This is a genomic window from Mucilaginibacter sp. SMC90 (assembly GCF_022811725.1).
Lineage (GTDB): Bacteria > Bacteroidota > Bacteroidia > Sphingobacteriales > Sphingobacteriaceae > Mucilaginibacter.
Genome location: NZ_CP094527.1, coordinates 2,912,343 through 2,927,778, shown reverse-complemented (window position 1 = coordinate 2,927,778; position 15,436 = coordinate 2,912,343). Strand labels below are relative to the sequence as shown.

Sequence of the window (15,436 nt, the reverse complement as noted above, 5' to 3'; positions counted from 1 at the left end):
AAATGTCTTTATTGATGTAAGGTTTTGGCAAATAGATTTTATTTATACCCGGCGGCCTGCAATTCAAACAACTCGGCGTAGCGGTCGCCTCTTTGCAAAAGTTCCTCATGGCTTCCTATTTCCAGGATCTCGCCTTTATCCAATACGATGATCCTATCGGCCATGCGCACGGTTGAAAAACGGTGAGAGATGAGTACAGCAGTCTTCTTTTGGGTAATGTCAGAAAAGCGTTTAAAAACTTCATATTCCGACCGGGCATCTAAAGCAGCTGTTGGTTCATCCAAAATCACAATTTGCGCATTACGCATGTAAGCCCTGGCCAGTGCTACTTTTTGCCACTCCCCACCCGATAGCTCAACGCCCGTATCAAAATGGGTGCCCAGCATTTGCTGATATTTACCAGGCATCCTGTCAATTATCGGGTGTGCGAGGCTTTGCTTAGCAGCATCAACTATAAGGTTTTCTTCGCCTACCGCAGCTATATCACCTACGGCTATGTTTACTGACGCAGGCATTTGATATTTAATAAAATCCTGGAAAATAATACCCATTTGCCTCCTGATGTCCTCTATATTATATTCCTTTAAATCATGACCATCAAGCGTTATACGGCCCTCGGTTGGGTCATACAGTCTTACCAGCAATTTTACCAGCGTGGTTTTACCTGCGCCATTTTCGCCCACCAGCGCAAGCTTTTCGCCGGGACGAAGGGTGAAATTTAAATGCCTGTTAGCCCATTTATCAGAATTGCCATACTTAAACCCAACATTTTCAAAAGTAAAGCCTAAAACAATGGGGTCAGGAAACGGCCGCGGGCTATCAGGTACCGTAATAGCGGGCATAATTTTAAAGAAATCAAAAAAATCGGTAAGGTAAATAGCCCCCTGCGCAACGGCATTGAACCGTCTGGCACTGTTTTGCATTAAACCGCCCAATTGTCTTATCGTACCCAGCAAAAGTGTTAACCCACCAATTGTTAAACTCCCCTGCAGTACCCGTTGCACAATGAAAAAAAACACAAGGTAAAATCCTACTACCCCCGGGATACTTATAAGAGAGCTTATAACCAACCGCTTAACGCCAAACTTGCGTTTAGCCTCGTAAAGGCTATGTGAGATATTTTTGAACTTATTGATAAAAAACCCGGACAAATCAAACAACCGCACTTCTTTTGCCGCAACATCACTGCTTGCTACCAGGCTTAAGTAATCAAGCTCGCGCCGGGCTTGGGTTTGGCTGCGCAGCAGTGCATAGTTTTTGTTGTTGAAATAAAACTCGCCAAGCATTGAAGGCAGTGTAACTGATAAAAGGATTACAATAACCCAGGGATTAAAGGCTACCAACACCACAACATATGAGGTAATAGTGATCAAATCCTGCACCTGGCTAAATACATGCGTAAGCAAAATTGCACGACCTGTGGTTTGCTGCCTGGCCCTTTCCAGTTTATCGTAAAATTGCGAATTTTCAAACTGTACCAAATCCAGTTTTGCAGCATGCTGCATAATCATGTTAGTGGTATCGTTAGTTAGGCGCTCGCCTAAAAGCTCATCAATTAATGAGGTAACTTTTCCGAGTATAATTAATAACAAGATGAAGATAAACTCAACGGCAATTAATTTCCATAAATGATCATATGGCAAATTCCTATTGTGAGTTATAGCAATAGCTTCATCAATTATATACTTACCCACGTTGAGCAAACCCAGTGGAATAATTGCCTGTAAAACCCTGATCAGAATATTACTGAGAGTTAGCCGGGGGCTAACTTTCCAAACCAGGCAAAAAAATTTTGGAAGATTACGGTATGATGCCAGTCTGTCCTTAATTGTTAATCCCATGCTTTTGCGGCCTATTAGCTTAAATAATGTTGTAATATTTCAGAAAACTCTCTTGCATTTTGCTCATCAAAAATTGTTGAATGCTCTCCTTTAACCTCGTGTACCTTAACAGATTGAGCATAATTTTTCCAGGCATGCTTATTTTCAGAATTAACTTCCAGTTCTTTATAAATGATCTTGTTAACACGGTCAATAAAATAGTACTGCTGCGTAGCGTTAAACAAAACTATCTCGCCGTTGTAGGGCTTTATTTTGTAATTATCTGCAGCTGTTTTTATCTGCAGGGTAATTTTGTCAAAAATATCCTGATCAACATTTGCCAGTTTTGATTCGGCATTGCTAAACAGCGGACCTATTTTTCTTGCTTTATACATTACGGCCTGTTTAGGGTGCTTCATTAACAGGAACAACTCAAATTTAACCTTGGTAGATATGACCTCAACCGATCTTCTCATTAAGGATGGGAAACTATTATTTTTCTGAATGGTAACAACATCTTTTAATGGTTTTGCTTCAGCATCGAACATGGCAAGCATCGAAATCTTTTTGCCCATTGCCTGTAGCTGGCTGGCCATTTCAACGGCTATCATCCCCCCAAGGCAATGACCTGCAAGCGCATAAGGCCCATAAGGGTTATCCAACAGCATTTCTGCAACGTACCTTTCAGCAATACCCTCAATAGTACCCGGAAAATCAGCCGGATCACTAATATGCAGTGGTTGCTGCAATCCATACACAGGCTGCTCAGGATCAAGCAGTTTTACAAATTCCTTAAATTTAAATGCCGTGCCACCTGCTCCGCAAACAATATAAAGCGGTATTTTATTACCTGTAGTTTTTATTGGGATGAGTGATTGCGTAAAATCAACATTTTGATTTTGTGACCGGCGGTAAAGTTTGGCAATGGTTGGGTAAATAAACAAATCACGAATGGTGATGTTGATTGCCATCTCTTTTTTAACGGCCGCAATAAGCCTCATAGCTAATATGGAATGGCCTCCCAATTCAAAAAAGTTATCGTGTATGCTAACCCTGTCAATCCCTAAAAGCCGTTGCCATATTGCTGCCAGCCCTTCCTCTGTTTTATTACGCGGCGCTATATAGTTGTAGTTTAACTGTTCTGCCGTATCAACATCAGGCAATGCACGCTTATTGATTTTACCATGTGTTGTTACCGGAAATTTATCAAGCAACACCCATAGTTTGGGAACCATATATTCAGGAAGATGAGCTGAAAGGTAAGATACCAGCGCTTGCCTGTCATAAGCCCCTTCGGTTGTTACATAGGAAATTAAGCTATTTATACCGTTAACATCGGGCTTTGCTAATATAATTGCCTGCGATACCAATCCACTTTGCAGCAACACATTTTCGATCTCTCCTAATTCGATACGATAACCGCGGATTTTAACCTGGTCATCCATCCTGCCAAGATACTCAATATCGCCATCAGGCAGCCAGCGCCCTAAATCACCGGTACGATACAGGCGGGCACCCGGATCTTTAGAGAATGGGTCTTTTATAAATTTTTCATTTGTTAACCCTGGCTGGTTCAAATATCCCCGGGCCACCTGGATCCCACCCACGCAAATCTCTCCGGTTACCCCTACCGGGCTTAATTGATTTTCTTTATTCAGGATATAAATCTTTACGTTATCTATGGGTTTACCAATAGTTACGATCCCATCCGGCCTTATAGGATTATGCGTTTGTGATGCACATACCGTTGATTCGGTTGGCCCATATCCATTAACCAATATTATCCCCTTTGATTGCAGGTGCTTACCGGCTGCTTCATTTAATGCTTCGCCGGCCGACAAAACAATTTTTAATGTATCGGGCATATTTTCGATAAAGGGCTGAAACGCAGGCGGCAATATGGCTATCTCAACCCGCTGCCTTGTTAAAAGCTGCTCAAACCCATCGGTAGATAGAAGCGATTCCTTAGTGCACATTACCAAACAACCGCCGGTTAGGAGTGTGCTGAATATTTCAACACATGAGGCATCAAAACCGAAAGAAGCGAATTGAAGGAACCGGGTACCTGGCTGCAGGTTCAAATCGCGTTTATAAGCCAATACAAGATTAACTACACTCCGGTGTTCAACCATTACCCCTTTTGGCCTGCCTGTAGAACCGGATGTGTAAATAATATAAGCAAGTTGCTCTGCATTAACCGATATGTTCAGTGCTGCTTTATTGTGCCCTTCAATTGCGGCCCAATGCTTATCAAGTTCAACTACCTGAATATTTGCTTTAGCAAATTTGCTGCTGCAGGTACTGCTGCTAACAACAAGCCTTGCTTCCGTATCCTTCAGCATATAATCTATTCGATCTTGCGGATACTCCGGATCAAGAGGCACATACACACCACCGGTTTTCATAACGCCCAGTATGCCAATTATCATTTCGATACTGCGTTCGGTACATACCGGTATTATGCTTTCGTTTTTTACACCATTGGCCTGCAGGTATTTTGCCAGGCTTGTTGCCTTATCGTTAAGTTGCTTATAAGTTATTACTTCTTCTTCAAAGGTCACAGCAACGGCGTCAGGCGTTTGAGCTACCTGCTGCTCAAAAATATCCAGAAGGCTTTTATCTGTAGGATAATCAGCATCTGTTGCATTGAAGATCTTTAACTGCTCTTCTTCTTCGACCGCACTCAGTAAATTTATGCGCCCTACAACTTCTGTTGGAGTTTTCACAACAGCCTGCAGGATAGCCGTAAAATGACCGATCATGCGCGCCATTGTTTGGGCTTTAAAGAGATCGGTGTTATAGGTAAGCCCTCCAACCAAACCATCTGCCGTTTCTACCAGGTTTAAGCTGATATCAAATTTAGATGTCGTGTCTTCGGCAGTTTCTGCGCTTAGTGTTACACCCGCCAGTTTCAACTCAGGTATTTCGGGCGTATTCTGAAGCGTAAACATCACCTGGAACAGCGGGCTATGGCTCATGTCCCTTTCCTTTACAACCGCCTCAACCACTTTTTCGAAAGGTACTTCCTGGTGGTTATAAGCCTCGAGGGTGGTATTTTTTACCTGTTCGAGCAGTTTAGTAAATGCTTCGGTACCTTGTACGTTATTCCTCAAAACCAGTGTATTGATAAAAAAGCCTATCAAGCCCTCAATTTCCTGGTAGCTGCGGCCGGATACAGGTGTGCCGACACTTATGTCTTGCTGACCGCTATAACGGTAAAGAAGTACCATAAATGCCGATAATAATGTCATATACAGGGTGGTACCCTGCTTACGGCTTAATGCATTTAATCCATCAACTAATTCTTTATTTATAAATATTGCTTCAGTTAACCCCTGGTTGCTTCTTATCGCCGGCCTGCGGTAGTCTGTTGGGAGTTGAATAGCGGATACACCTTCCAGTTTATCTTTCCAATAATTAAGCTTTTGTTCAAGCAGGTTGCCCTGAAGATGATTCCGTTGCCAGATAGCGTAGTCTGCATATTGTATCGGCAAGGCTGCTAATGCCTGATTTTCAGCATCTGCACCAACCGTGGCAAAAGCGTTATATAATACACTAAGCTCGTGCACAAGAATAGAAGTTGACCAGCCATCAGATGCTATATGGTGCATGGTAAGCACCAAAATATATACGTCACCGTCGGTTTGGATCAGTTCGGCACGCAGCATATCATCCTGCGACAAATTAAACGGTTTGTTTATTTGGCGCTGGATATAATCTTGTAAATTAATGCCCGAATTTTCAATTTCTTCTCTTGATATTTGGCCCAGCAGCCAGTCGCCTCCTGGTTTTATGTATTGATACCCACGACCTTCATGCTCTCTTATCACCGTACGTAAAACCTCATGGCGGTTAACTATTTCGCGGAACGCATTAGTTAACGCCATAATATTTAGCTTACCGGTTAAACGCAATACAGCCGGAACATGGTATTGAACACTGCCCTCCAGCCTATCGATAAACCACATGCGTTCCTGGCTGAATGATAATGGGATATGCTGCGGGCGCAGCTGCGCACCTATGCTCATAATCTCCTTACCGGGCTTGCTGATATTTAAACGCGAACTTAATTTGCTTACAGTAGGAAAATCAAATACGTCACTTATCGGCAGTTCAACCATAAATGCCTTGCGTACCGCCGAAATGAGGCGTACAGCTAATAGTGAATGTCCGCCAAGCTCAAAAAAATCATCATGAACACCTATCGAATCTATTTCAAGGATGTCCTGCCATATGGTGGTCAGTTTTAATTCGGCTTCGCTTACCGGTGCATCATTGCTTTTTGCCGATACTTCTGTTTCGGGATCAGGCAACAACTTCCTGTTTATTTTGCCGGCTGCTGTTAAAGGGATTTCTTTAAGTTCGATGAGATGGGCAGGTACCATGTACTCCGGCAACTGTTCTTTTAACCAGTTGACGATAGCCGGGCGGTCAAAAGCACCGGAAGCTATTACATACCCTACTAATTGATTGCTTCCCTGTTTATCACGGCGGGCCATTACTACAGCCTGGCTTACCAGCTTGCTTTGTTCCAGGATGCGGCTAATTTCGCCAGGCTCAACGCGGTAGCCTCTTATCTTTACCTGATCATCCACACGGCCCAGGTATACAATATTCCCTTCAGCATTATATTGTACAGCATCACCGGTTTGGTACATCAATGTATCTGCATTGCTGTAAGGATTGGTTATGAACTTTTCCTGTGTCAGTTCCATATTGCCCTGATATCCTGCTGACAACCCAACCCCTCCAATAAGCAATTGGCCAGGAACGCCTACAGGGCATAGTTGCAAATCTTTATTCAACACATAAGCCTGTGTATTTGAAAATGGGCGGCCTATTGGTATGATAGTATGGTTTGTATCTGTTACCTCATATAACAATTTACCTATGGTAGTTTCTGTTGGCCCGTAATGATTGATGATGCGGCAATCGCTGTATTGCCTTATTTTGGATACGATCTCTGCAGATAACGACTCACCACCAAAAACCAGCATCCGCGCCGGAACCAAAGGCTCATCTGCCGATAATGCTTTCCAATGCGATGGGACTATCTTGATACAATCTATCCGATGTTCGTCGAAATAGGTATGCAGGGCCTCGATATGGCTCAGTGTTTCCTTAGAAAAAACATGAAGCGTACGGCCAAAGAGCAATGAACTGAACAAAACAGTATTGCCCAAATCGGTTGCTATGGTAGACATTAAGCCGAATGTTTTGCAATTGCCGATGTTAATACGGTCATGCAGGCCATAAACATAATCAATTATGTTTCGCTGGGTAATTTTTACGCCTTTGGGTTTGCCCGTTGAACCTGATGTATAAATCACATATGCAAGGTTATCGGGTAAGATATATCTTACAATATCGGTTTCAGGTTCGGCAGCCAGTTCCCAGTTTTGTTCATCAAGCTCAACAACTTTCAGCCATTCGGATATATCACTAAGGTTCTCCGCAAATTTCGGGCTGCTTACGGCAATTTTTGCATTAGTATCTTCAAGTATGAAATTAATCCTTTCCGCAGGATAATCGGTATCAACCGGCACATAAGCACCACCTGATTTAAGTATGCCCATGATACCAACGATCATCGAAATACCACGCTCGATATAAAGCGGCACCAATGTATCTGCCCCTACGCCATAACGCTGCAGATGGCGGGCCAAACGGTTTGAACGTTTATTTAATTCGTCAAAGCTGATGGACTGGCCTTCAAATGTAATGGCATTTGTAACACTGGCTTTTAATACTACAGCTTCAAAAATATCTGCAATAGTTTGTTCTGTTGGATATAAGCAAACACTTTGGCCCAGGCTTAGCAAACTTTCCTTTTGTAGTTGACTGAGCATCTGCAATTTGCCTACCTGCATTGCAGGCTCAGCAACTGCCGAGGCCAGCAGGGTGCAAAAATGCTCCACCATAGTTTCAATGCGTACGGCACTAAAAACATCGGTTTTGTATTGTACAGCACATTGCAAACCATCAGGACTTTCACTCACAAAAAATGTAAGGTCGAACTTTACGGCAGATTGCTCATAATCGTAGCCGTCAAACTGCAGTCCGCTTAGTTTTAACTCGGGCACAGTTGGTGTGTTGCCAAGCACAAGCATAACCTGGAACAGCGGACTCAAGCCTGCCGTTCTTTCTTTTACTACAGCTTCTACAACTTTTTCAAACGGTACTTCCTGGTGCTCATAAGCCTCAAGGGTTGTTTGCTTAACTTGTGCTAACAGTTTCGTAAATGGCTCATCGCTTTTAACCTGGTTTCGTAATGCAAGCGTATTCACAAAAAAGCCGATCAACCGTTCCAACTCGGGGTTGGGCCTGCCTGCTATTGATGTACCTACACAAATATCATCCTGACCGCTGTAGCGGTACATCAGCACATTAAATGCCGATAACAACGTCATATACAGTGTTACGCCATGTTCCTGGCTTAACAATTGCAAATTATTGCTGAGCTGCTGATCAATATTAAAAGTTAAGGTTGCACCTCTGCTGCTGTTGCCGGTTGGACGTATATAATCGGCCGGTAATTGTAAAGCCGGTACATCCTGTAATTTCGACTTCCAGTATTGCAGTTTTTCTTCTAATTTTTCTTCAAGCAAATTATCGCGCTGCCATAAAGCATAATCGGCAAACTGCAACACAGGTTCGGGCAAACGCAGCTGATTACCGTTGCTGTAAGCGCTATATAAAGTGGCTATTTCATCAACTATAATTGGCAACGACCATGCATCTGACGCAATATGATGTATAACCATCACCAACACATATGAATTGTCACCTGTTTGGATCAGTTCCGCGCGCAGCATATCATCTGCAGACAGATCAAACGGCTTTTCTATTAATCCGGCTATGTGCGGTTTTAAATTTGCAGATGACGTTTGAAGTAATTTCCATTGACCTGCCGGTTTTACAAATTGATAGCTGCGACCATCGTGTTCCCTGATTACCGTGCGTAATACCTCATGACGATCCACAACCTCCCTTATTGCCCGCTCTAACGAAACGGCATCAAGATCACCTTTCAATTTCAGGACACCGGGGATATGATATTGTACACTCCCTTCCAGCCTGTCGATAAACCACAACCGTTCCTGGCTGTAGGACAATGGGATATATTCAGGCCTTGGGGTGATGCTTTTTATCGTGCTGTCTGCTGCTGCCGAGTCCTCGCCTTCCAGTTGTTTAGCCAGATCTGCAATAACCGGGTACATAAACAAATCGCGGATCTTTAACTCTTTGTTTAACTCCTTTCTTACCTGTGAGATCACACGCATGGCCAGCAGCGAATGACCGCCCAGTTCAAAGAAATTATCTTTTGTACCTACCTTTTCTACACCAAGCAACTCTTCCCAGATTTTGGCCAATTGCTTTTCTGTGGTTGTTTGCGGTGCGGTGTAAGTTTCTTCGTGGCTTGTTTCCGCTTCAGGCAATGCCCTTTTATCTGTTTTGCCGTTTGGTGTTAACGGTAAACTTTGTAAGTTTACCCAAAGCCTTGGCACCATATATTCAGGTAGCCGTTCGCCCAGGTAATTTTGCAGCTCCTGTTTTTCGTAGGCGGTTTCGTCCATGACCACATAGGCAGTCAGGCGTTTGGTGCCTTGCTTATCGGCTTTGGCCAGTACTACTGCCTGTCTTACATTTTCATGTTGCAGCAATACCTGTTCTATTTCACCAGGTTCAATTCGGTAACCACGGATCTTTACCTGATCGTCTATCCTGCCCAGGTATTCAATGTTGCCATCTGCAAGCCACCTGCCCTGATCGCCGGTACGGTAAAGTTTAGCGTTGGGTTCTTCATTATATGCGTCTGCGATGAACTTTTCTTTCGTCAGTTCCGGCTGGTTCAGATAACCTCTTGCTACCTGTACACCGCCTATGCAGATCTCTCCCGGCACACCTACAGGGCTCAATTCGCCCGAGGCGCTTCTGATGTAAATCTGCGTGTTGGACACCGGTTTGCCGATTAGCGCGGCTTTGTTAATGTCACCTATAGTATAATAGGTTGCGCATACCGTTCCCTCCGTTGGACCATAGCTGTTAACCACAGTTACCGTTGGGTAAAGGTTATCGATAAAGCCCGGCTGCAGTAGTTCACCGCCACTGATAATATAGCGCAGTTTTTTGGTGTCGACGTTGTTATTGCCTGCTTCTTTGTTCAGGTAAGCGATTACTGTTGGCGTGGCGCTTAATATCGTTATCGACTCCTTTGAAATCAAGCGTATGATATCATCCACATCTTTACCGCCTTCTTTCACCATCACAACTTTCGCACCACTGATCAGTGCAGGGTAAACTTCCTCGCACATCGTATCAAATGATACAGATGATTGCTGTAGAACTGTATCTGCTGCCGTGATCCCGAAGTAGTTTGCAAAACCTAAAGTGTAGTTGATGATGTTTTGGTGCTCCACCATTACCCCTTTGGGTTTGCCGGTTGAACCTGAAGTGTACATGATGTACGCCAACTGGTTTGGTTCGATAATGATGTCTAAGTTATCGCTGCTTTGGTTTGATATTTCCCGGTTATTATCCAGTTCGATAACCTGGGTATTGGTATCTGTCAGGCTTGTCTTGCCTGTGCTACTACTTAAGATAATGGTTGCTTTAGTATCCTCCAGGATATAACTGATCCGATCTTTCGGATAATCGATATCCACCGGTACATAAGCTGCGCCTGCTTTCAGGATACCAAGAATACCGGCTATCATATTGATACCTCTTTCTATACAAATTGCTATAGGTGTTTCTTTCGTTACACCTTGTTCTTGCAGGTAGTGTGCTATCTTGTTTGCCTGCTCGTTCAGCGCGTTGTAGCTTACTGTTTCACCCTCAAATACCAGTGCCGTAGATTCCGGTGTAGCTTTTGCCTGTGCCTCAAAAAGGCTGATAATATTTTCAGTTTTCGGATATTCCGCCGTTGTTTCGTTAAATTGTTGTAATTGCTGCTCGTCTGCTATGCTTAACAACTGAAGTTTGCTGATTTGAGTTGCCGGAGCTTCTGTTACCGCCTTGATCAACTCTTCATAGTGACCTGCCATTCTTGCAATGGTTTCTGCCTCATACAGATCTGTATTGTATTCTGCTACGATATGGATCCCGTCCTTAGTTTCCTCTGCATTATAACTCAGGTCGTATTTGCTTGACTGGTCGCCGGGCTTTTCGCTGGTGATTTTAATGTCGCCCAGTTCAAGCATCGGTACCGCTCCTGTATTCTGCAGGGCAAACATCACCTGGAACAGTGGCCCCCGGTTCAAATCTCTTTCTTTGACTACCGCTTCTACTACTTTTTCAAACGGCACTTCCTGGTGGCCATAGGCTTCCAGCGTGGTTTGCTTTACTTTAGATAGCAGTTCGGTAAACGTTTCCTCGCCGTTAAGGATCGTTCTTAATGCCAGTGTGTTTACAAAAAAGCCGATCAGCCCTGCTGTCTCTTCCCTATCGCGGTTAGCTACAGGTGTCCCTACACAGATATCTTCCTGGCCGCTGTAGCGGTACAGCAATACTTTGAACACTGACAGCAAGGTCATGTAAAGCGTTGCGCCCCGTTCAAGGCTTATTTTTTGAAGCCTGGCCGCCTGCTCTTTGCCTATCGTAAACTCGTAAATTGCTCCGGCATTACTTTGTAGCGCACCGCGGGCGTGATCTGCCGGCAATTCAAGCATCGCTGTGCCTGCCAGTTTATCTTGCCAGTAGGCTAATTTGCTTTGCAGTTTCTCTCCGTTAAGGTATGCCCTTTGCCAGATCGCATAATCCGCATACTGAATCTCCGGTGCTTTTAGCTCCGGTATTTTATTATTGTTATAATCGTTGTAAAGCTGGCTGAACTCCGATACCAGTACCGGCATTGACCAGCCGTCGGCAACAATATGGTGAAGCATCAGCAGCAATACATATTCGTCTTGCCCGGTCACAATCAGCTCTGCACGAAGCATGTCATCCTGCGACAGATCGAATGGCCTGACTGTTTCTTTAGCTATGTAGTCTTGTAGCCCTGCTTCGCTATCGTTTAAATGGCTTTGTTTTAAACTCCAGTTATTTGCTTTTATATACTGGTACCCTTGCCCTTCGTGTTCCCTGATCACGGTACGCAGTATCTCGTGGCGCTCGGCTACTGTTTTCAGCGCCTTTTCCAACGCTGTGGTATTGACATTGCCTTGCAGTTTTAATACCGCTGAAATATGGTAAGGAATACTGCCTTCCAGCCTGTCAATAAACCATAACCGTTCCTGGCTGTAAGACAGCGGGATATATTCAGGCCTTGGTTCTGCTCTTTGTATAGTCCCTTCTGTTGTTGATTCTTCAACTTCCAGTTGTTTTGAAAGCTCTGCAATGGTTGGATACACAAACAGATCACGGATCTTGAGCTCTTTATTTAGTTCCCTTCTTACCTGCGAGATCACACGCATGGCCAGTAGCGAATGGCCGCCAAGTTCAAAGAAATTATCCCCTGTGCCTACCTGTTCTACGCCAAGCAGCTCTTCCCATATTTTGGCCAGTTGTTTCTCTGTACCTGTTTCAGGGGCAGTATAAGTTTCCTCGTGGCCGGCCTCTGCTTCCGGCAGCGCCTTTTTATCTGTTTTGCCATTAGGCGTAAGCGGCAGGCTGTCCAGCCGTACCCATAGCCTTGGCACCATGTATTCAGGCAGCCGTTCACTTAAGTAATCCTGAAGTTTCTGTTTATCGTAAACAGCTTCTTCCATCACCACGTAAGCACTCAATCTTTTGGTGCCTTGTTTATCCGCTTTGGCCAGTACAACCGTCTGCCTTACATTTTCATGTTGCTGCAGTACCTGCTCAATCTCTCCAAGCTCGATCCTGTATCCACGGATCTTTACCTGGTCATCTATCCTCCCAAGGTATTCGATATTTCCATCCGCAAGCCATCTCCCCTGATCTCCTGTTCTGTACAACCTTGCATTGGGACCTTCCCTGTACGGGTCAGTGATAAATTTTTCTTTCGTTAGTGCCGGTTGGTTTAAATAGCCTCTGGCAACCTGTACGCCTCCAATGCAGATCTCTCCAGGTACACCGATCGGGCTCAACTCGCCCGATTTATCCCGGATATGGATCTGTGTGTTCCATACCGGCTTGCCGATGGGCACAATATTAATATTGGGATCTTTTTCTAAGTCGCTCCAGTAAGTAACGTCAATTGCGGCTTCCGTAGGACCGTATAAATTATGCAATGCTACGTGAGGTAATTTATTCCTGAACAGTTTAACCTGCGCTGTTGTCAACGCTTCGCCACTGCATAATACATGTTTAAGTTCAGGGCAATCCCCTTTTTCGATATCAAGCAAAAACACGCTCAACATCGACGGAACAAAATGAAGCAGGGTTACATTTTGGCTTTCGATTATCGATTTCAGATACAGGCTATCGCCCTGCGCACCGGGTTTGGCAAATACAAGTTTAGCCCCTGTTAGTACAGGCCACAAAAGTTCCCATACCGATACATCAAAGCTGAATGTATTTTTTTGCAGAATGGTATCGGCAGCAGTTAACCCAAAATAGCTTTGCGTCCAGGTGAGCCTGTTAACAACGCCCCCGTGCTCATTCATAGCACCTTTAGGTTTGCCTGTTGACCCTGAAGTGTAGATCACATAAGCCAGCTGATCGGTTGTAATAACCGTATCAAGGTTGCTGTGGTCCTGGCTTGAAATTGATTCCCAATCTTTATCCAACTCAATTACCTGCAGGGTATTTTCCTGCAATTTTGAGATACCTGCAGCACTGCTTAATACTATTTTGGCGGCGCTATCATCAAGCATGTAAGCGATCCTTTCCACAGGATATTCAGGATCAACAGGGATATACGCAGCGCCAGCTTTTAATATGCCAAGTATGCCTATAAGCATTTCAAAACTCCGCTCTAAGCAAATTGGCACAAGCGTTTCTTTAGTAACACCGTGTAATTGAAGGTAGCGCGCCAATTGATTGGAACGCCTATTCAACTCACTATATGTAAGCCATTTATCATTAAATAATAACGCCACAGCATCAGGTGTTTTTTCCACCTGTGCTTCAAAAAGGCTTACAATATTTTCGTTTGCAGGATAGGATGCAACCGTATTATTAAATTCATTTAACACTAATACTTCGGCTGGGGTAAGAGTCGAAATATCATTTATATTTTTTGCAGCGCCATCGATGATCTGCTTAAGTACATAGGCAAATTGATCAACGATAGATTGTACATAACTTGTTTCTAAAAGATCGGCATTATAATTAAAAGTAAAGTTCAAGCCATAGGCATCGGCAATTAAAATAGTTAAAGGGTAATTAGTTTGTTCGTACGTATTGGCATTCTCTACTTTTAACGACCATTGTTTGGCGTTTATAGCTTCGTTCACCGGGTAATTTTCAAAAACCAGCAAACTATCAAATAAGTCGGCTTTGATGCCCGTCCACTCCTTTATACTTTGCAGCGTGGCGTGCTGATAATTTCTTGAAGCAGCCTGATCTGCCTGCAAACCTTGCAACCAGGTAGCTACCTCCTGGTTGTCAAAAGTGGCTTTGAATGGAATAGTATTAATGAAAAGGCCTACCCGATGCTCAACTCCGGGCAACTCATCAGGCCGGCCAGATACAACCGTGCCAAATAATACATCGTCATTAGCAGTATACCTGTTTAACAGCAACGCCCATACCCCTTGCATAAGGGTGTTTAAAGTGATACGATGCCTTTTTGCATAGGCATAGATCGGTTCGGAAGCATTTTTATCAAATGCTTTAGTTATGGAAAGAAATTTGGCTTTTAAAAGTATCGCGTTTGTTTTTTTAACAAAAGGCAAAGACGTTCCCTCGGTTATGCCCCGCAGGTAACCACGCCAATAACTTTCCTCGGCCCATTTGTCCCTGCGTTCCAGGTAACGGATAAAATCTTCATACTTATCTTCAGGTGTTCTGGCTACAGCCTGCCCTTGTATTAAAAGCTCATAAGCTTCTAAAAACCCATTCATTAATACGGGCAGCGACCAGCCATCAAACAGAATATGATGAAAGCTCCATAACATCCTGTACCGGTTATCATTTAACTGAAATAAGGTGATGCGCATTAGGGGCGGCTGGTTAAAATCAAAGCCCCTTTCGCGGTCAGCAGTTAAATAATCATTAAATGCAGCGGTTTGAGATGCAGGTTCCAGCTCCCGGTAATCTATTTCTGTTACAGGAAGGGTTACATCCCTGTAAACACACTGTACAGGAATACTAAACGATTCGTAGTAAAAGCCTGTACGTAAAATAGTATGCTTTGCTATAATTTCGGCCCAGGCAGCTTTTAATACGTTAAGGTCAGCATCAACAATATCGCAGGTAAACTGCTCAACATAGTTGCCAAATTGTTCGTTGTAGAGACTATGAAATAACATACCCTCCTGCAAACCACTTAACCTGTAAATGGAAACTACATTTTTTTGATTACCTGCCGATACTTTGGGGATATTAGAAATATACCGGATTAATTCATCTTTACGGGTTTTGATAAAATTAATAATCTCGCTGTTGTTTTTAACAGCGTTTATCTGCTCCTGGGTAACCTTGTTTTTATTAGCTTTTAAATTCAGCTTTTCATTATCTACCGATAATAAAAAGTTCATTTTTTCAAG

2 protein-coding genes are annotated in these 15,436 nt (G+C 43.6%); both read right to left on the bottom strand.

Annotated features, from left to right (window positions below; all coding sequences use genetic code 11):
* Nucleotides 1-38 precede the first annotated feature (38 nt).
* Entirely contained in the window at nt 39-1,841 is a 1,803-nt protein-coding gene (locus MTO98_RS12495; protein ID WP_243486988.1) for an ABC transporter ATP-binding protein, read from the bottom strand.
* A 14-nt stretch (nt 1,842-1,855) separates the two neighbouring features.
* Complete coding sequence (locus MTO98_RS12490; protein WP_243486987.1) at nt 1,856-15,427, bottom strand: non-ribosomal peptide synthase/polyketide synthase; 13,572 nt, start codon at nt 15,425-15,427, stop codon at nt 1,856-1,858.
* Nucleotides 15,428-15,436: the final 9 nt, after the last annotated feature.

Excerpts from the sequence above, each read along its gene's own strand:
- MTO98_RS12495 (WP_243486988.1), bottom strand. The coding sequence starts at position 1,841 with ATGGGATTAACAATTAAGGACAGACTGGCATCATACCGTAATCTTCCA.
- MTO98_RS12490 (WP_243486987.1), bottom strand. The coding sequence starts at position 15,427 with ATGAACTTTTTATTATCGGTAGATAATGAAAAGCTGAATTTAAAAGCT.